Annotated in this window: 16 protein-coding genes; 13 read left to right on the top strand and 3 right to left on the bottom strand. The window is 32.2% G+C overall.

From position 1 onward, the window contains the following. Positions 1-6 precede the first annotated feature (6 nt). From AAON49_RS04125 to AAON49_RS04110, 4 genes are read left to right on the top strand one after another with little or no spacing between them, the layout of a single operon-like run. Positions 7-4,002 (top strand): non-ribosomal peptide synthetase, encoded by a 3,996-nt coding sequence (locus AAON49_RS04125; protein WP_349552847.1) that lies wholly within the window; start codon positions 7-9, stop codon positions 4,000-4,002. A gap of 3 nt (positions 4,003-4,005) precedes the next feature. Then, positions 4,006-4,704, top strand: coding sequence for a 4'-phosphopantetheinyl transferase family protein (locus AAON49_RS04120; protein ID WP_349552845.1), 699 nt, complete (start codon positions 4,006-4,008; stop codon positions 4,702-4,704). Between the two features lie 25 nt (positions 4,705-4,729). Further along, entirely contained in the window at positions 4,730-5,329 is a 600-nt protein-coding gene (locus AAON49_RS04115; protein WP_349552844.1) for a VC0807 family protein, read from the top strand. 44 nt (positions 5,330-5,373) lie between these two features. After that, entirely contained in the window at positions 5,374-6,366 is a 993-nt protein-coding gene (locus AAON49_RS04110; RefSeq protein ID WP_349552843.1) for a methyltransferase, read from the top strand. On the opposite strand, the gene AAON49_RS04105 is transcribed toward AAON49_RS04110, so the two are convergent. Then, a complete protein-coding gene (locus AAON49_RS04105; RefSeq protein ID WP_349552841.1) occupies positions 6,361-6,867 on the bottom strand; it encodes a flavodoxin family protein in 507 nt (168 codons plus the stop codon). The two genes, AAON49_RS04110 and AAON49_RS04105, sit on opposite strands and share 6 nt — an antisense overlap. 158 nt (positions 6,868-7,025) lie before the next feature. Between AAON49_RS04105 and AAON49_RS04100 the strand changes: the two genes are divergently transcribed. From AAON49_RS04100 to AAON49_RS04085, 4 genes are read left to right on the top strand one after another with little or no spacing between them, the layout of a single operon-like run. Further along, positions 7,026-7,853 (top strand): exonuclease domain-containing protein, encoded by an 828-nt coding sequence (locus tag AAON49_RS04100; protein WP_349552840.1) that lies wholly within the window; start codon positions 7,026-7,028, stop codon positions 7,851-7,853. Continuing rightward, positions 7,854-8,738, top strand: coding sequence for a carboxypeptidase-like regulatory domain-containing protein (locus AAON49_RS04095; RefSeq protein ID WP_349552839.1), 885 nt, complete (start codon positions 7,854-7,856; stop codon positions 8,736-8,738). It abuts the gene before it with no gap. Positions 8,739-8,753: 15 nt separating this feature from the next. After that, the gene (locus AAON49_RS04090) at positions 8,754-9,239 is read left to right on the top strand and encodes an ABC transporter ATPase (RefSeq protein WP_349552838.1); all 486 of its coding nucleotides are present in this window, start codon (positions 8,754-8,756) and stop codon (positions 9,237-9,239) included. A gap of 21 nt (positions 9,240-9,260) precedes the next feature. Further along, positions 9,261-12,182 carry a serine hydrolase domain-containing protein gene (locus AAON49_RS04085; protein ID WP_349552837.1) on the top strand — a complete coding sequence of 974 codons (2,922 nt, stop codon included), beginning with the start codon at positions 9,261-9,263 and terminating at the stop codon, positions 12,180-12,182. On the opposite strand, the gene AAON49_RS04080 is transcribed toward AAON49_RS04085, so the two are convergent. Next, on the bottom strand, positions 12,154-13,206 hold the full coding sequence (locus AAON49_RS04080; RefSeq protein WP_349552836.1) for a lysophospholipid acyltransferase family protein: 1,053 nt from the start codon (positions 13,204-13,206) through the stop codon (positions 12,154-12,156). The genes AAON49_RS04085 and AAON49_RS04080 overlap by 29 nt on opposite strands. Before the next feature lie 14 nt (positions 13,207-13,220). After that, positions 13,221-13,910 carry a Crp/Fnr family transcriptional regulator gene (locus tag AAON49_RS04075; protein WP_349552835.1) on the bottom strand — a complete coding sequence of 230 codons (690 nt, stop codon included), beginning with the start codon at positions 13,908-13,910 and terminating at the stop codon, positions 13,221-13,223. A gap of 106 nt (positions 13,911-14,016) precedes the next feature. On the opposite strand from AAON49_RS04075, the gene AAON49_RS04070 reads away from it, so the two are divergent. The 5 genes from AAON49_RS04070 (at position 14,017) to ccoN (ending at position 20,933) form a co-directional block, all read left to right on the top strand. Further along, complete coding sequence (locus AAON49_RS04070) at positions 14,017-16,392, top strand: heavy metal translocating P-type ATPase (protein WP_349552834.1); 2,376 nt, start codon at positions 14,017-14,019, stop codon at positions 16,390-16,392. Beyond that, positions 16,389-17,057: a deoxyribose-phosphate aldolase gene (gene deoC, locus AAON49_RS04065; RefSeq protein ID WP_349552832.1), complete on the top strand. Its 669-nt coding sequence runs from the start codon at positions 16,389-16,391 to the stop codon at positions 17,055-17,057. Before AAON49_RS04070 ends, deoC begins: the two co-directional genes overlap by 4 nt. A 6-nt stretch (positions 17,058-17,063) precedes the next feature. Continuing rightward, on the top strand, positions 17,064-18,416 hold the full coding sequence (gene hemN, locus AAON49_RS04060; protein WP_349552830.1) for an oxygen-independent coproporphyrinogen III oxidase: 1,353 nt from the start codon (positions 17,064-17,066) through the stop codon (positions 18,414-18,416). A gap of 80 nt (positions 18,417-18,496) precedes the next feature. Then, on the top strand, positions 18,497-18,694 hold the full coding sequence (ccoS, locus tag AAON49_RS04055; protein WP_349552829.1) for a cbb3-type cytochrome oxidase assembly protein CcoS: 198 nt from the start codon (positions 18,497-18,499) through the stop codon (positions 18,692-18,694). A gap of 31 nt (positions 18,695-18,725) precedes the next feature. Continuing rightward, complete coding sequence (gene ccoN / locus AAON49_RS04050) at positions 18,726-20,933, top strand: cytochrome-c oxidase, cbb3-type subunit I (protein WP_349552828.1); 2,208 nt, start codon at positions 18,726-18,728, stop codon at positions 20,931-20,933. Positions 20,934-20,935: the final 2 nt, after the last annotated feature.

Genomic DNA, 20,935 nt, shown 5'->3' with positions numbered 1-20,935 from the left:
GACTAAATGCAAGATTCTTTAAAAGATAAATTAAAAGGGTTAAGCCCAGATCAAATACGGAAATTACTTGCATCCAGAAATAAATCAGGAGAAAAGAAAGTTAAAAAAGAGTTTGAGAAAATGCCCCGTACTTCTAATGAGAAGTACCCATTGTCTAAAGCTCAAGAAAGAATTTGGTTTTTATCTTATTTGTTTAAAAATACATCTCTTTATAATATACCCATAGCGGTTAAATTACAAAGAGATGTCTCTATAGAAAATTTGAAAACAGCTTTACAACAAGTTGTTGTACAAAATGAAATTCTCAGAACAACATTTCATGAAGAAAATGGGATGGTTTTTCAAAAAATACATTCCTCATACTCACCTAAGTTAAATTATGAAGACATTAGTGAACATAAGGGTGATAAAACAAAATTGATTGACGAAATTGCCCTAGAGCATTCTTCCATTCAATTCGATTTAACACAGCTTCCATTATTTTCTGCCAAGCTAGTAAAAGTAGACGATAAGGAATTTGTAATGCTTCTAAACTTGCAGCATATTATTTCTGATGGATGGACGAATACACTCTTGTCGAACGATTTAAATATTGATTATAGCAACATAACTGTTGGTACTCAAAAAGAGTACTCTTATGTAGACTTTGTAAAATGGGAACAAGATTGGCTGCAATCGGAAAAGTATAACGAACAGATTGATTTTTGGAAAGATAAATTAATAAACCCGCCACCATCAGCTAGATTTCCTAAAGATTTTTATAACAATGAAGAATCTTATGAAGGAGGTTTATTAGTGCATCACTTTCCTGAAGAAACATTTCAAAAAATCAATGCATTTTGCCAGAAAAACAACTATACAGCCTTTCAGTTTTATCTGGTATGCTTTACCATTCTTTCTAGTGTTTACACACAAGAGAAAGATTTGGTTATTGGTACACCAGTAGCAAATAGGAATTCTCATTATTTTCATAAAACATACGGGCTCTTCTTTAACTCACTTCCAATGCGATTGATGGTAAATGAGAACATGTCATTTTATGAACTCATGAAAGAATCCATTCAAAACATAAATCAGTATATGAGGAGACAAGAAGTTCCTTTTACTGAAATAATTAAAGCCATCAACCCAAAGAGGAACTTAGATGAAAATGTACTCTTTAACATGCATTTTGCATATCAACACTTTCCTAAAAGAAATAAAAATGAGGAGTATGGGTTACTTCCTATAGATTATAAAACTTCAAAGTTTGATATCAATTTATGGGTAGAAGTTGCTGGAGATGATTCTAAAATATCATTGACATATAAGAATCAACGAATTTCTAAAACAAAGGTTGAACGATTTCTGAAGCATTATCAGAACTTGATAGATGTTGTTATAGAAAATCCAGAAATTCCCATTAAAGAGCAAGTGGTTTTTCCCAAAAATGAACTTTCAATTATCTCTGGAAAAAATATAAAATATCCAGAAAATTCATGGTTGGAATTGTTTGAAAAAGCACTAGAAAACTCTCCTGAAGCTATTGCAGTTGTTGATTCTGAAGGAGAAATTACTTATTCTGAATTAAACGAGAAAGCCAATTCTTTAGCCCAGTTATTTATTGAAAAAGGAGCTGTAAAAAACGATGTAATCATCTTAAATACAGGAAGAAATGTTTCTTTTGTGATTGGAATGTTAGCTTGTTTTAAAGCAACCTGTACTTATTTGCCAGTAGCATCAAATATTCCAGAAGAAAGATTGCAGTTTATCATCCAAGACAGTAAAGCAAAACTACTTTTTTCGGATAAAAAACAAGACAATATTACGTGTGTCTCACCTAATGATTTGAATGATATATCTTTAAATGCAATTAAAGAAAGCAACCAACTCAAATCTTCAGACGCCGCTTACATTATTTATACTTCAGGAACCACAGGAAAACCCAAAGGAGTTGTTATTTCTCATGGAGCCTTATTAAACTATACGAAAGGATTAGAAAATGTAGTAAATGATAAAAGTTTAAAAACATATGCTCACGTATCTGCTATTGAAGCTGATTTAGGAAATACATCTATTTTTCTATCTCTAGGTTACGGAGCAACACTCTTACTACCATCACAAGAGACTTTATTGGATCCGCACTTAATGAGTACCTTTTTAAGAGAAAATCCAGCTGATGTAATGAAAATTGTTCCTTCTCATTTAGAAGCTTTCTCAGAGATAATTACAGATATTCTTCCTAAAAAAGTATTGTTGTGTGGAGGGGAAGCAATGTCGGATACATTACTTTCATTAATCCAAGAAAACAAATCCAAAGAATTAAGAGGAATCAATCATTACGGGCCAACAGAGACTACAATTGGTGTGATGACGTATGAGTTAGATTTTGATACATTGTCTGATAAAGTTCCAGTAGGAAACCCTATCAATAATACTGGAGTTTATATTGTAGATTCAATATTAAATCCAGTTCCCAAAGGAGTTGAAGGAGAAATTTGTATTAAGGGAAACAATTTAGCAAACGGTTATTTAAATGACGAGAACCTAACTCAAGACAAATTTGTAAAGATTGACGGAGAAGTATTTTATAAAACAGGAGATAAAGGAATTGTAAACGAGTTAAACGAAGTTATCTTTTTAGGAAGATCAGATTCTCAAGTAAAGATCAATGGATTTAGAATCGAGTTAAGCGAAATAGAATCGGTTTTAAAGAACTATGAAGAAATAGACAATGCCGTAGTATATCTTTTAGAAGATTCTAACCAGTCTAAAAAAATAGGAGCAGCAATTCAAAGCTCAAAAAATATTCAAGCTGGTAAACTAACTTCTTATGTGAAAAAATATTTACCTGAAGTTTTTGTTCCAGCCTATACATTTGTAGAGAAAATTCCATTAACATCTAATGGAAAAATAGATTATAAAGCTTTAAAAGAAATACGTGTTTCTAATGAAACTGAAGAAGTAAAAGCACTACCTAGAGATCTGTTTGAAATCAAACTATTAGAGTTTTATAAAGAGTTGTTCTCTAATAATGAGATTACAATAGAAGATAGTTTTTTTGATATAGGAGGTCATTCTCTTTTAGCAATCAAACTCATCTCGAAAATCAATAAAGAATTTAATAGTCAACTTGCCATAGCAAATCTTTTCAGCCATAGCTCTGTTAGAGAGTTAGCGGGTATGCTAAGAAGAAATGCAAGTCAAAATTCCACGGTAGATAATCCAATAGCCTTGGTAGAAAAGCAAAACTCTCAAAAGAGTATATGGATACATCCAGCTGGAGGAAATATAATGTGTTATTATCCGGTAGGAATGGCACTTTCTTCAACAATGGACACTTTTTCATTTGAATACACAAGTCCAAAAGAAGAAAACAACTCCCTTACTATAGAGAAATTAGCTAATCATTATTTTAATACATTACAACAGAAAGAATTTACATCTAACCTAATTCTTGCTGGTTGGTCTATGGGATCTTTAGTAGCTCACCAAATGGCATGTATATTAGCGGAGAAAAACATAAAAACTCCAGTAGTTTTATTAGATCAACCTGCAATAAGTCATAGTAAAAAAGAAGATGTTACATATAAGGATAGATTGTATACTTATCTGCGAAAAGTGCATGTTTTTACTAGTGGAAAATTTGATAAGAAGATTATTGAAAACGATATTGTAGATTATGAAGGGATTTTAAATGAATTTATCAAAGTTCAATTAACACCAGAAGAAACAACAATAGAAAACTTTAAAGAGTTTTTAGACATTCTTGTTAAACACAATGAGATTGTAACTGAGTTTGAACCCACAATGTATGACGGACCAGTTCTACTGTTAAAAGCAGAAGAAAACTTAATTATAGAAGAAAATTCAGTTGCACATTCAGACGATCTAGGATGGGGCAAGTATTGTTCTAATCTAACAATTATTGAAGTTCCAGGAAATCACATTACAATGATAAACCTTGAAAACTCAAAAGTAATTGCTGATGTAATTCAACAATGGTTAACCAGTATTAGATAAAGAATGAAAACGAAAGAAACATATTTTGTGAACTTTACTGAGAATGAGAAAAAACTACGGTTTATCTTATCTAAGGGAGAATATGATTCTACTATACAAGATTTCTATTCTCATCTTTCTTCAGAAGAAAAACAAATCGTTGAAAACTTTAAAGCCAGTAGTCGCAAAAACGAATTCATTGCAGGAAGAATCCTTGCAAAAGAGAATATAAGATTACTGCAAAAAGAACTCACTGAAACTGGAATTAATATTGAAACCGGAGTATGGGGTTTCCCTTTAATTCAAACTAAGGGTATTAGTAATATGCAAATTTCTATTGCGCATACAAAACATCATGCCGCTGCATTCTTGGCGGAAGACAATACTTATCCTATTGGAGTTGATGTTGAGGAAATTTTAGCCGAGAATGAAGAATCTTTAGATTTTTATTTATCTAGATACAACAAAGACTTCTCATTACAAGAAAAGTATATTTACTGGGCGTCAAAAGAAGCTGTGTCTAAAGCTCTGAGAACAGGATTTACAATACCTGAAGGTGTTTTTGAAGTCAAAGAAATTAAAGCTATAGGAACATTTTATGAAGTAAGTTTTAAGCATTTAACTAGGCTAAAAGCTATTGCTTGGATTCAACAAAACACTGTAATAAGTATGGCTTTTCCAACGGAATTAAAATTTGATTCCATAAAAAGCGTAACTTTTTAGAAGTTAACAACTAAACACTAGAACCATGGCAAAAAGAATTTTTTTAGATGCATTTTTCTACTTAGCAGTTCCCTTATTATTATGGAACCTTTTTAGAGAAAACTTAGGAGATTATTACGCTATACTTTACGGAATGCTACCCGCAGTAATTTATACGGTAGCAATGGCTGTAATAAAAAAAGAATGGAATGTAACAGGAATCTTCTTTTTATCATTGATCTCACTGAATTTTATTTTCAATTTAATTTCAAAAACAGCTGAACAAGAATTGTGGAATGGTGTATATATGAGCATTATATCAATTGTCTTTTACGTATTAACCATACTCATTAGAAAACCAATTGGAATGTACTTTTTCATTGATTATGCATACGCCAAAGGAATACCTAGAAAAGATTCAGCAACGCTATATCGTTCGCCTGAAAATTACGGTTATTTTGTTTGGTTTACTCTATTTCTTGTACTTAGAGAAGTAGTTACAGGTGGTATAAAATCATTTTTGATTTTCAATAAAGGAATAGAATCATTCAATACAATACAGATAACAAGTTCTGTGATAGGTTATGTGTTTACTGGGCTTACAGTTTTCTATGTAATCTATATCATCAAAAAAACAAAGAAATAGTTGAAAGCATAAATAAAGAAAATCTAAGGCAAAATATAGAAGCCATGTTTAAATTAATCTATGGTAATTGGATGCAGCAATGCACCTATACTTTTGCCGAATTGGCTTTTGCGGATGTTCTTCAAAAAGCGCCCAAAACTCATACAGAATTAACTGAAGAATTAAATCTCGATGGTATTTACTTAAAGCAATTTTTACGATGTATAACCGAACTTGGATTTGTTAATTTTAATACCAGTACTAAAGCGTATGAGTTAACAGAGTTTGGAGCATTGCTTAGTAGCAACCATCCTTATTCTAAAAGAGCAGAAGCAAGATTGAATGGTGCAGAATACCGTTACATGCCTTGGGGACATTTAACCTCTATTTTAAAAAATGGAAACGGACCAAAGTATTCACCAACAATAGAAACCGGAACTCTAGATTATTTACAAGACAAGCCAGAATTACTTGAAGTTTTTCATGAAGCCATGTTTAAAATATGGAAAACTGAGGATGATAAAATTGTTGAAGCTTTTGATTTCAGTCCCTTTAAAAAAGTGATGGATATAGGTGGAGGTAAAGGATCTTTTTTAATGAAAATGCTTGAAAAGAATAACCAATTGGAAGGAGTTGTCTTTGACCTCGATACCACCTTTGAAGACACTGTGCTTGGAAAAGATAATATGATAAGTGGCGATTTTTTTAAAGAAGTTCCAGATGTTGCAGATCTCTATACAATGAAGAATGTCATTCATAATTGGCCAGAAGACAGAACAAAGAATATCTTAACAAATGTGAGAAAAGCTATGGATTCTTCTGATGGAATTGATACTCCCAAAGATCAAAAAAGACTACTAATCATTGAAAATATTCTTCCAGATGATGGTTCTGGTGATATTTCTAACTGGATGAGTTTAAACTTTATGATCTTGGTGAATGGACAAGAAAGGAATAAAGAAGAGTATAGAATTTTAGGAAAAGAATGTGGATTCCATCTAGAAAAAATCTATTCTACAGAAACAAATAGAGAAATTATAGAGTACTCTCTATTATAATATCTTCTCACTAAACAAGTCAATATTCTTTTTAGCTTCTTGAGCAATATCATCACCTGTAAACCAAGAATGTGTGTCACCTAAATAGTGCATTCCTAAATAGTTGGCACTTTCAAGAAAAGGCATAGAAAACCCTTTTTTTAAATCGTTTTCACCTGAGTTGCTAAACATGGCCATTTTTTTCCCTCTTAATTGTCTACCCAATTCCTTTCTGTAATGTAGTAGGTCAGAAAGACGATCAAAGAAAATTTTCATAGTACCACTCATATTATACCAATACACCGGCGTAGCAAAGACAATAGTGTCGTATTGAGAGATAACTTTCTCCATAAGAGGTAAAAAATCATCATTACTATTTTTAAATTCATAGTCAAAAGGCCCTATTGTATAATCCAACAAGTCAATTACATCAAAATCATTATCCTTATTTAAATAATCAATTATTTTTTGTGTATTTCCTTTTCTCTTAGAACTTCCCTTAATAATTACTGTTGATCCCATACTTTAAACTTTAGAGGTTTAAAAGTCCTAAAAACATCTAAAAGACATGATAAATTATCATTGTTATTACTTATAAATAGAAAGAGAAAATTGATGCTGTACATAAAAGGTTTTTTATATTTATACATTATTATAACCTTTTGAAATAAGTATACTATATGGAATTGAAATTGACAAAACCCCTTGTGTTTTTTGACTTAGAAACAACTGGAGTAAATATTGGTACAGATAGAATTGTAGAAATTTCTATTTTAAAAATATTCCCAAACGGAAACAAAGAAAGCAAAACATGGTTGGTCAATCCAGAAATTGAAATTCCAGCAGAAGCAACAGCAATTCACGGAATAACAAATGAAAAAGTAGTTACAGAACCAACATTTAAAGAATTGGCAAGTACTGTAAATGAAATGATTTCTGATGCAGACCTTGCTGGATTTAATTCCAATCGTTTTGACATTCCATTACTTGCTGAAGAATTATTAAGAGCAGGAATTGATTTTGATATGAATACTAGAAAAGCCATCGATGTACAAGTTATTTTCCACAAAAAAGAACAAAGAACCTTAAGTGCAGGATATAAATTCTATTGCGGAAAAGATTTAGATGATGCTCATTCAGCTGAAGCAGATACCAATGCTACCTATGAAATATTAAAAGCACAATTAGATCGTTATGATGATATAGAGAATTCAGTAGACGCTTTAAGCGAATACTCTTCGCATACAAAAAGAGCAGATTTTGCTGGATTTATTTTGTTTAACGATAAAGACCAAGAGATTTTTTCCTTTGGAAAATATAAAAACAGAACTGTAGAGGAAGTTTTAAAAGAAAACCCAGGATACAATGCTTGGATACAGAATGCAGACTTTCCCTTATACACAAAGAAAGTTTTAAGAGAAATCAAACAACGTATGTCAGCTCCTAAAAGCACAATGACTGACGAAGAAAAATTAAAAGCATTGCAGCAAAAATTTAATCTAAGATAAATGAAGCAAATATTCTTAGCCTTCTTATTTATTACCTGTTCTTTAAATGCACAAAGAATCACTTTTGAAGGGAAACTGTTAGATGCTATAACAAAAGAACCTGTAGTCTATGCAAACCTTAGCTTTTTAAATACAGAAAAAGGAATTTCATCTAATGAAGATGGAAGTTTTTCTATGTACTTAGACCAAAAATATTTGCAAGGAAAGATTCATATTTCTTGCTTAAACTATAAAGACACTATTATAAGTGCTAACGCATTACAAAAAGGAGTTGTGTATTTGCAACCTAAAACAGAAATTTTAAATGAAATTATTCTCTCTAGAAAACTTGAAAAACATGTAATCTTAGACCCTGTCAAAAAAGACATTACACGAATGCATAGCAGAGGTTTAAGAATGGTTGCCAAGTATTTTCCGAATACGAAAAAGAATGATTGCTGCTCTTATCTAACAAAAATCACCATCGAATTTCCAAGAAGAGGAAACAAGAAGTCAAAGTTTCGTTTTCGAATTTTTGACAGAGATCCTGAAACAGGAAAACCAAAATCAGATCTTTTGCTAGAAAATATTCCCGTAAATGTTACCGAAGATCAAACTCGTGTAGAACTAGATGTTACAGATCACAATATTAAGATGCCCAAAGATGGTTTCTTTGTTGCTTTTGAAAAGTTGTTTATTCCGTATAACAAATATGGTAAGAATAAGAACAATCCTTTGGAAGAAGGATTCTATTCACCTGTAATTGGGGTAACCAAATCCAAAGCTTTCAAAAAATACAGTAGAAATTATATTTATGTGAAAGGAGAATGGCTTGAATTACCCGTAACCAAAAGAGGTAGATTTAAAGGTCATGTTCCTGCAATTTCCGTAACTTTATCAAATTAAAAGTAGCGTAAGATTATGTTTGTAGAATATCAAAATTTACCTAGTAATTCAAGAGTTTGGATTTATCAATCCGATAGAGAATTTACACAAAATGAAATAACATATATTTCTGAAAGAGCTAAAGACTTTGTAGAACAATGGACAAAACACGGATCGGATTTAAAAGGATCTTTCACCATCAAATACAATCAATTTTTAGTATTAGCAGTTGATGAAGGTTTTAATGGAGTGTCTGGATGTTCAATTGATGCATCTGTTCACTTTGTACAGCAACTAGAAAAAGCATTGCAAATAGATTTAATGGATAAAATGAATATTTCATTTAAGAGCGGAGAACACATCAATGTTGTTAAAATGAATGATTTCAGGCAATACGCCAAAGAGAAAAAGATAACCAAAGAAACCACGGTTTTTAATAATATGGTAACTACAAAAAATGAATTAGAAAATAAATGGGAAGTTCCTGCTGAGCAAAGTTGGCACAAACGATTTTTGGTGTAATTTTTGAAGACTATTATTGCAATGAAAAAAATTCTATTTCTTTTAGTTCTACTTGTCTTTACAAAATCATTTTCTCAAAATTTAGATCCTTTGAGAACTGATGATTATTATGCTCAGTTAAAATGGGTAGACAGTATTATGAATCAAATGACAGTTGATGAAAAAATTGGTCAATTGTTTATGATTCAAGCCTATTCTAATAAAGATTCTGTTCATGAGAATTTTATTAAGGAAATGCTTACAGAATATCATGTAGGGAATTTGATTTTCATGCAAGGTACACCGCAAAAGCAAGCAGAACTTACCAATAAATATCAATCTTTAGCCAAAGTTCCTTTGCTAATTGCTATAGACGGAGAATGGGGGTTAGACATGAGGCTAAAAGAAACCTATAGATTTCCTTGGAACATGACTTTAGGAGCTGTTCAAGACAATCAACTCATATCCCAATTTGGAGAACATTTAGGAAAACACTGTAGGAGATTAGGAATTCATGTAAATTTTGCACCTGTGGTAGATATCAATACCAATCCAGAGAATCCAATTATTGGAAATCGTTCATTTGGTGAAGATAAAAATAATGTTACCCAAAAAGCCATTGCTTTTAGTCAAGGAATGTCGAGTCAAAATGTAATTGGTACGGCAAAACATTTTCCAGGCCATGGAGATACATCTACAGACTCGCATATTGGACTTCCGGTTTTAAATTTTGATAAAGAACGGTTAGAATCTATAGAGTTATATCCGTACAAAAGAATTTTTGATGGAGGTGTTGCTGGAGTGATGACCGCACATTTGAGTATTCCAGTCTTAGAATCTAATCCTAAACTTCCTACTTCCTTATCGAAAAAAGTAGTAACAGATTTACTTAAAGAAGAACTAGGCTTCTTAGGATTGATATTTACCGATGGCTTAAATATGAAAGGAGCCGCAAACTATTCCACATCGGCAGAGATAGATCTTGCAGCCATTCAAGCAGGAAATGATATTCTATTGATACCACAAGATGTTCCCGCAACTATAGATTTGGTAAAGAAGTCTTTAAACAATGGAGAATTGACTATCAATAGAATTGATGAATCAGTTCGAAAAATTTTATTGGCAAAATACAAAGTTGGCTTGCATCAATATCAACCAATCGATACATTAAATCTTATCAAAGAACTCAATACTGTTGAAGATGAGATTTTACATAGAAAATTGGTAAAGGCATCAATGACTATAATTAAGAATAAGAAAAGTATTTTACCTGTAAAAGATTTAAAAAAGAACGAAAAAATAGCCTATGTTTCTTTAGGAGATGATTCAGGAAATCATTTTTTAAACATCTTAAAAAAGTATACAGGTGTAACAAAAGTTTCTGGAGATAAATTAGATCAGGTTATAAATACTCTTGATGATTTTGATTTGGTAATTGTAGGCTACCATAAATCAAATAAACATCCATGGAAACCATTTAAGTTTTCAAATCAAGAGCTTGTTTGGCTTCATGAAATAGCCAGAAAAAACAAAACTATTCTATCAGTTTTTGCAAGTCCCTACAGTCTGTTAGACATAAAGTCATATACAAATATAGAAGCGATTTTAGTTGCTTATCAGAATAGCAAAAATGCACAAGAGATTGCCGCTCAAACTATTTTCGGAGCAATCTCTGCAAACGGAAAACTACCTGTATCAATCAAAAAAGAATTTCCTGCTGGAACAGGGATCGCTACCCAGAGTTTACAAAGATTACAATATACAATTCCAGAAGCAGTTGGAATGTCGTCAGAAAAATTGGCTAAAATAGATTCTGTTGCACAAGTAGTTTTAAAAGAAAAAATGTCCCCGGGATTACAAGTTTTAGTGGCACGACATGGTCATGTGATTTATGAAAAAAGCTTTGGATTTCACACAGATAAAAAGAAAGATTCGGTCAAAAATTCTGATTTGTATGATGTAGCTTCTCTAACTAAGATTTTAGCTTCATTACCAATGCTCATGAAAGCTGAGGAAGACAAAAAAATCCCATTAGGAGCAAGTTTACGTGAGATACTTCCAAAATTTAAAAAGTCAAATAAAGATACCGTTACAGTAAAAGAAATATTGTCTCATTACGGACGGTTACAGGCTTGGATACCCTTTTACACGTTAACTCAAGATAGTATCACAAAGAAAAATTTAAATACATTTTACAGCAGGAAAAGAACTAAGAAATTTAGCATTCAAGTTGCAGAGAATCTGTATTTGCATAAGTCTTATAAAGATTCTATTTACAAGTATATCAAAGAAGCCGATCAAAGAGAGAATATAGGTTATAAATACAGTGATTTAGGATATTATCTTTTCAAAGAAGCCATAGAAAAAAAGTATAGAAAGGGTTTAGATGCATTGGTGCAAAAAGAATTTTACCAATCATTGGGTGCTAATCGAATGACATATCTTCCTCTAAAAAAGTTTGATAAAAAAGAAATTATTCCAACAGAAAAAGACACTTATTTCAGAAATCAATTATTGCATGGTTATGTACACGATATGGGAGCTGCTATGCAAGGTGGAGTAGGAGGTCATGCAGGATTATTTGCCAATGCTAATGATATTGCAAAGATGATGCAATTATATCTTCAAAAAGGATATTACGGAGGAAAGAGATATTTTAAATCGGCAACATTTGATATGTTCAATCAAAGATATTTTGAAGAAGATAAAGTTCGAAGAGGTTTAGGTTTTGATAAGCCACAGTTAAATCCAGATATAAAAGCAACTTGTGGTTGCGTTTCTGAAGACAGTTTCGGACATAGTGGATTTACTGGAACTTATACATGGGCAGATCCACAAAGCGGAATTGTTTATGTATTTCTTTCGAATAGAGTATATCCTAATATGGAAAATCGAGGTTTGGTTAAAGAAGATATAAGAACTGAAGTACAACGACTTATTCAGGAATCGATTCTGCAGAACTAGTATGAAATTTACTAAACAAAAGAACAGCTACTAAAGAACTTACAAAATAGATAGCTGCTGTTTTCCAATCAAAAAACACAAATACTAAATAAGTTTGTATTAGATAAAACAAGCCAAACGTAATAGTGTTAATTCCAAACCTAAACGTATCTACAAACTCAATTTCATCGTTCTTACCATCAATATATTTCCAAAGCAACCAAGGAAGCAAAGAGTTAAGAATAATAATAGGTTTTAGGAAACCAAAAAGATGAGCTTTTTTCTTTCTCTTAGTAATGTTTCCAATCTCAATCATGTTATTTATAACTTGTACCTGAGTGAAATCTACATTTGCTTTGTTGAGTTTATTCAATACATCATGATAATTCTCATCATCAGGAATATGAACAGATAATTGTTGAAGTTGTTTAGTAATTACTTCTTTTAATTTCTTGGTTTCAGTTACTTGATCCTCTGGAAAATAATAATCATTTGCTAAGATAGGTTTTCCGTACTGAAGACTTATGTGAGTTGGATATGTAGAAGAATTTTGATAGGTAATTCCCACAGGTACTATTTGAATTTGTAAGTCAGGATCTTGCTCAAGAGCACCAAAGACAATTCTTGTAAATCCCTTACTTAAGGGCCTAATGGTTCTTTTTCTATTATGGCTTCCTTCAGGGAAAATCATTAGAGCTTTTTGCTTCTTAAGAATAGAAAAACACTGCTGAAAGATTTCTTGATTCTTACCTAATTGCTTTACACCATCTCTAATTCTATAAATAGGCATTAAATTAAGAGTGGCAAGGAATTTCTTTACCAAAGGTTTTTTAAATACAGCTGCTCTTACCAAAAAATGTTGAACCCTAGGGTTGTTAACAGCAACAATTAATGGATCTATTAAACCATTAGGGTGATTCACCATAAATAATACAGCACCTCTTTTAGGAATGTTTTCTTTTCCAGTTACTTTAATTCTTTTTGAATAAAAGAACAATGAAGACTTTACAAGAGCTTTTACAAAATAATACCAGAGAGTTTTCAAAAATCGATAATAAATTAAAATCCTTCTGCAATTCTTTGCAGTTTTTTAGGATTCAAAATGTAAATTTCTTTTCCTTTTAGATTGATTAGTTTTTCTTTTTTGAATGAAGACAACAAACGAATAGCAGATTCTGTGGCAGTACCTATAATACTAGCTATGTCCTCTCTAGAAAGTTGAATGTCTAGAGGACCATCATCAGAAACAGCAAAATTTTCTCTAAGATGCAACAAGGTCTCTGCTAATCTTTGCTTTACTGTTTTTTGAGCCATATCTACAATAACATTATCTGCTTCTTTTAAAGATGAAGCAAGCTCTTTAAGTATGCTCATTGTAAAATTACTATTCTGTTTTAAGTCTTTTACTATCTCTTCTTTAGGAATAAAGCAAACCTCTAAATTATTTACTGCAGTAGCTTTAAGGTTTGAAGGTTCATCACTAATGAGGCTTCTTTCGCCAATCAAATCGCCTTTTTTAATAAGTTTTACAATTTGATCCCTTCCATTACTACTCATTTTAGTAACCTTACAAACACCATCTTTAATACAAAAAACACCATTGATGTATTTGCCCTCTTCAAAAAGAGTTTCACCTTTTTTAACGAATTGTGAAGTTTTACAGGCAGAAATACGAATCAATTCATCTTTACTCAATTCATTTAAAGAGTTGAGTTGACGTACTATGCATTGTTCACATTTACTGCTCATTTTTTGGAATTTGATACTCTAAATTTAGCAAAAAAAAAGCTGATAAATGTCATATTTTTAATGAAAAAGATACCAGAATTTTGTACCAGGCAAAGAGTAAATAATTATGGCATCACAACCTTGTTTTCATTGTGGTACAACCTGCGATAATCAATTGATTACCAGCAAGGACAAAGTATTTTGTTGTTTTGGATGTAAAACGGTCTATGAAATCTTGTCTGAAAATCAAATGACATGTTATTATGACCTTCAAAATAACCCCGGAGCAATTCCCAACGAAATTAAAGGAAAGTATGATTACTTAACTAATGAAAGCATTATTTCTAAATTGCTTGAGTTCGAAGAAGATAATATACATATAGTTACACTGTATATTCCTCATATCCATTGTAGTTCTTGTATCTGGGTATTAGAAAACTTGCAAAGATTAAATCCAAACATTGTTTCTTCTCAAGTTAATTTTCCGAAAAAAACAATTCGCTTACATTATAATAGTAAGAAGACCTCTCTAAAAGAAGTTGTTGTGTTATTGGCCTCCATTGGTTATGAACCATACATTAGCTTAGACGATGCACAACATAAAACAAAAACGGTAAATAGATCTATTTACTATAAACTTGGAGTAGCTGGTTTTGCTTTTGGAAACATTATGTTCCTATCTTTTCCAGAATATTTTGAAGTATCTGAGTTCTGGTTAGAAAAATACAAATACGTTTTTCGATGGTTGATGTTGCTCTTCTCTCTTCCTGTTGTTTTTTATGCGGCAAACGATTATTTTATTTCTGCATATAAAGGACTCAAATCAAAAATTCTTAATATAGATGTTCCTATAGCATTAGGAATTTCAGTTTTGTTTATCAGAAGTACTGTTGAAGTTGTTTTCGATTTTGGAACTGGTTTTTTTGACAGTTTATCAGGATTGGTTTTCTTTTTATTGCTTGGGAAATTTTTTCAACAAAAAACATACAACTTCTTATCGTTCGAACGTGACTACAAATCATATTTTCCAATAGCAGTTACTAGAATAAAAGAACAAAAAGAAGAAAATATTGGTATCTATGAAGTAAAAAAAGGAGACCGATTACTGATTAGAAATCAGGAACTTATTCCTGTAGATGGAATCTTGATGAGTAATCAAACTCACATCGACTACAGTTTTGTAACTGGAGAATCTAAACCAGTTCAAAAAGTATCTGGAGATAAAATTTTTGCCGGTGGAAAACAATTAGAAGGAGCTGTTGAAATGGAAGTACTATCTTCTGTTTCGCAAAGCTATCTTACTCAATTATGGACTAACGATGTATTTAATAAAGAGAATAATTCTTCTTTTCAGTCCTTAACAGATAGCATTAGCAAATATTTTACAATAGCGGTGATAACTATTGCTGTCTCAGCTACACTATTCTGGTTATTGTATGATACGAGTAAAGCTTTGTCGGTTTTCACAGCAGTTTTAATTATTGCATGTCCTTGTGCAATTGCTTTAGCAGCTCCTTTTACGTTAGGAAATATGCTGCGAATCTTTGGAAAGCATAAATTCTATGTAAAGAATACTCAAGTTTTAGAACAGTTAGCTAAAATAGATATGGCAGTTTTTGATAAGACAGGTACCATTACTAGCAATTCTCAAAATGAGATTGCCTATCAAGGTGAAGAATTAACCTCAGAGCAAGAATCTATTTTAAAGAGTGTATTAAGAAACTCAAACCATCCTTTAAGTAGAAAAATTTATGATACGTTGGAAACTTCTTTACATTCAGATCTAAAGAGTTTTAAAGAAGTTGTAGGAAAAGGAATTCAAGCAGAATTTTATAACAATTCAATTAAAGTAGGTTCTGCATCATTTGTAAATGCAAAGGAAAATGTATTAAGTTATGATACCTCTGTTCATGTAAGCTTTAATGACCGCTATACAGGAAAGTACACAATTAAAAATTCATACAGAGAAGGAGTGAAAAAAGTTTTTGATACTCTAGATAAGCAATATGAGCTGGCAATTTTATCAGGAGATAATGAAGGTGAAAAGAACTATTTGAAATCTATTTTGCCAGAGAAAACGGAAATGCACTTTAATCAGAAACCTGAACATAAATTAGATTACATACAAAAGCATCAAGAAAAAAACAAACACGTGATGATGGTTGGAGATGGATTAAACGACTCTGGAGCTTTAGCACAAAGCAATATTGGAATATCTATTTCAGAAGACATTAATGTGTTTTCGCCAGCGTGTGATGGAATTCTTTCAGCAGAGAAATTTAAAAAGATTCCATTGTTTTTAAACTTAACAAAAAGATCGATAAAGGTTATAAAACATGCATTCTTATTATCTTTAGTGTATAACGTTATAGGACTCTATTTTGCTGTGACTGGTCAGTTATCTCCAGTAGTAGCGGCAATACTAATGCCTTTAAGCTCTATAAGTATTGTAGTTTTCACAACGTTAGCAACCAATATTATAAGCCAAAAATTAAAAAAATGAACATTTCAAAATATATAGATCATACTTTACTCAAAGCAACTACAACCAAAGAACAAATACTTCAATTATGCAAAGAAGCTGTTGAGTATAATTTTTATGCTGTATGTGTTAACGGTTGTTACGTGAGTCTTGCAAAAGAATATTTGAAAGAGAGTAATGTGAAAGTGGCTGCAGTTGTTGGTTTTCCTTTAGGAGCTATGGATGTCAAATCAAAAGTAGCTGAAGCTCTAAACTGTATGGCTAATGGTGCTGATGAAATTGATATGGTTTTAAACATTGGATTGTTAAAATCGGGTGATTACGAAGCTGCCTATGAAGAACTAAAAATCATGAAAGAAACTATAGGCAATAAAGTGTTAAAAGTCATTTTAGAAACCTGTTACCTTACCAAAGAAGAAATCATTACAGCTTCAAATTTAGCCCTTAAAGCCAATGCAGATTTCATAAAAACTTCTTCAGGTTTTGGAACGGGCGGAGCAGAATTAGAAGATGTAAAACTTATGAAAGAGATCGTAGGAGAAAAAGCACAAGTGAAAGCTTCAGGAGGAATTAAAGATTATACGATAGCGCTAAAGTTTATTGAAGCTGGAGCTACTAGATTAGGAACATCCTCTGGAGTTAAAATTATAAAGAGAAATAAGGATGGAAATTTTATGGATTATTAGTAACGAATGGAAAATTTAATTCAGAAATACAACGTTCCAGGACCTAGATACACGAGTTATCCAACAGTTCCTTTTTGGAATGATAAAGAGTTTACTAAGAATGCATGGATTCGTTCTTTTCAGAAAACATTTCAAACAACTAATCATAGCGAAGGAATTAGTCTATATATTCACTTACCTTTTTGTGAAAGTTTATGTACATTTTGCGCTTGCCATAAACACATTACTAAGCGTCATGAGATGGAAGATCCGTATATACAAACTGTCCTGAAAGAATGGGAGTTATATACAAATCTAATGAATGAAATACCTGTTGTTAAAGAGGTTCATTTAGGTGGAGGAACACCAACTTTTTTTTCGCCTAAAAATTTGCAAGAATTGATGAATGGTATTTTATCAAAATCTATCAAACATCCTGACTATGAATTTAGTTTTGAGGGACATCCAAATAATACCACTAGAGAGCATTTGCAAGCCTTGTATGACTTAGGTTTTACAAGAGTAAGTTTTGGTGTACAAGATTACAATGAAAAAGTACAGAAGGCTATTCATCGGGTGCAACCTTTTAAACAAGTTGAGAAAGTAACTACGTTAGCTAGGGAGATTGGATACACGTCTATTAGCCATGACTTGGTTTTTGGCTTACCATTTCAAACAAAGGAATGTATGATAGAGACAATTCAAAAAACAAAATCGCTATACCCCGATAGAATTTCATTCTATAGTTATGCTCATGTGCCTTGGATAAAAGGAGTAGGTCAAAGAGGTTTTCAAGAAATAGATTTGCCTAGAGATGAAGAAAAACGAGAATTGTATGAAGTAGGAAAAGATTTGCTTTCAGAATTAGGATATATAGAGATTGGGATGGATCATTTTTCTTTACCAACAGATCATCTATATACATCTACTAAAGCAAAGAAACTACATAGAAACTTTATGGGATATACAGCTCAAAAAACATCTTTAATGATTGGTTTGGGGATGTCTTCAATTTCTGATTCTTGGACAGGGTTTGCACAAAACGTTAAAACTATAAAAGAATACCAAACTTTAGTGAACAAAGGCGAAATTCCTGTTTTTAGAGGGCATATATTATCTGAAAAAGATAGAATAGTTCGTACACATATTCTAAATCTCATGTGTCAATTTGAAACCTCATGGGATTCTACACTTCAAGAGCTAAATATCAACAATTCATTACTCAAAGAATTAGAAGAAGATCAATTGATCATCATAACTCCCCAAAAGCTAAAAGTTTTAGAGAAAGGACAGCCGTTTATTCGTAATGTTTGTATGGCTTTTGATGCTTATTTAAACGAAAATCAGACAACTAAAGAACGTTTTTCTTTAACCGTTTAAAAAGAATCTAAAACATGACAAATATCATGTTTTAAGAAGGTGTCCAGATGTAATTTTACATAGATTTTATCAGGCACCTTATGAGCGTAATTTATTTACTACTAGCACTAAGTATACTTGTTGCTTTAATTTTTTTCATAGCATTTATTGTATCAATAAAGAAGGGTCAATACGATGATTCATACACACCATCTGTAAGGATGTTGTTTGATGATGAAATTGTCAAAGAAACCCCTTCTCAAACCATGAGGTCTACTGAAGTTAAAATAGAAAAATAACTAACTAAATATATTTTTTAAATACTAAACTATGGAAGTACAACAATTTTATTACGACAATAAAATCGTAAAAAAATTCATCTACGCTACTTTACTTTGGGGAATTGTAGGATTCTCTATCGGATTGTTACTAGCGTTTATGTTCTTATTTCCCAATATAACAGACGGAATCTCGTGGCTGAGTTTTGGTCGTTTAAGACCATTACATACAAACGCGGTTATTTTTGCTTTTGTTGGGAATGCTATTTTTGCTGGAGTATATTACTCTCTTCAGCGATTACTAAAAGCCAGAATGGCTAGCGATTTTTTAAGCAAATTTAATTTCTGGGGATGGCAATTAATTATTGTTGCTGCTGCTATTACACTGCCTTTAGGATATACTACTTCTAAAGAATACGCAGAGTTAGAGTGGCCAATTGATATTGCAATTGCTTTGGTTTGGGTTGCCTTTGGAGCCAATATGATTTGGACCATTTTAAAGAGGCGCCAAAGACATTTATACGTAGCGGTATGGTTCTACTTAGGAACTTTTGTTACAGTTGCAGTACTCCATATTTTTAATAGTTTAGAACTCCCAGTTAGCTTCTTGAAAAGTTACTCTGTTTATGCAGGTGTGCAAGATGCTTTAGTACAATGGTGGTATGGGCATAATGCTGTAGCCTTTTTCTTAACAACTCCGTTCTTAGGATTGATGTACTACTTTGTACCCAAAGCGGCTAATAGACCCGTGTATTCATATAGATTATCAATTGTACACTTTTGGTCTTTGATCTTTATTTATATCTGGGCAGGACCACACCACTTGTTATATTCATCATTGCCAGATTGGGCTCAGAATTTAGGAGTTGCCTTTTCTGTAATGTTAATCGCTCCATCTTGGGGAGGTATGATTAACGGATTGCTAACATTGCGTGGCGCTTGGGATAAAGTAAGAACAGACCCAGTTTTAAAATTTATGGTAGTTGCTATTACTGGATACGGTATGGCAACCTTTGAAGGGCCAATGCTATCCTTAAAAAATGTAAATGCTATAGCACACTTTAGCGATTGGGTTATTGCTCACGTACACGTGGGAGCTTTAGCTTGGAACGGATTCTTAACCTTTGGTATGCTGTATTGGCTAATTCCAAGAATGTTTAAAACAAAACTGTTCTCTAAAGGGCTGGCAAACTTCCATTTTTGGATAGGAACTTTAGGAATTGTTATTTATGCATTGCCAATGTATGTTGCTGGATTTGTACAAGCATCTATGTGGAAACAATTTAATCCAGATGGAACATTAACTTATGGAAACTTCCTAGAAACAGTTAATGAAATCGTACCCATGTATTGGATGAGAGCCATTGGAGGTAGTTTGTTTATCCTAGGAGCTATTGTTATGCTATACAATGTTGTGATGACAGTTCGTTCTGGATCAAAAGTAACGGACGAATTAGCAGAAGCTCCAGCTCTTACAAAAGTTTCAAAACATCGATTAAAAGGAGAAGGTTACCACACTTGGTTAGAGAGAAAACCAGTTAAATTAACCATCTATGCTACAATAGCAATTCTTATAGGAGGTATTGTACAAATAATTCCTACACTCTTGGTAGATTCTAATATTCCAACTATTACAAGTGTAAAACCTTATACGCCATTAGAACTAGAAGGTAGAGATATATACATAAGAGAAGGATGTGTAGGATGTCACTCACAAATGATTAGACCTTTTAGAAGTGAGGTTGAACGTTATGACTGGACTACCAACAAGCAATATTCTATGGCTGGTGAGTATGTTTATGATCACCCATTCTTATGGGGAAGTAAACGAACTGGACCCGATTTAATGAGAATTGGAGGGAAGTATGCAGATAGTTGGCATTTCAACCACATGTATGATCCGCAAAGTACTTCATCAGGTTCTATAATGCCAGCATATCAGTGGATTATTAAGAACAAGCATGATTTGTCTGATGCAGAAGCGAAGATGAAAGCAATGGTAAGTCTTGGTGTTCCCTATACTGAAGAAGATATTGCAAATGCTAGAGAGCATATGAACGCGCAAGCAGAACGTATTGTAGAGAATTTATTTCAAGATCCCGATATCAAAAGTTCTTTCGAACAAGAAAAGAAAGATTTAGGAGATCAGTATGTTCCGTTAAAAGAAAGAGAAATCATTGCTCTAATTGCTTATCTGCAACGTTTAGGAACAGATATTAAAGTAACTAATACTCAAGAAGAATTAACCGCAAAAGAATAGTG

The sequence above is a fragment of the Pseudotenacibaculum sp. MALMAid0570 genome, from assembly GCF_040151415.1.
GTDB lineage: Bacteria > Bacteroidota > Bacteroidia > Flavobacteriales > Flavobacteriaceae > Polaribacter.
The sequence above is the reverse complement of the archived record's forward strand: the minus strand, read 5'-3'. Positions and strand labels throughout refer to the sequence as shown.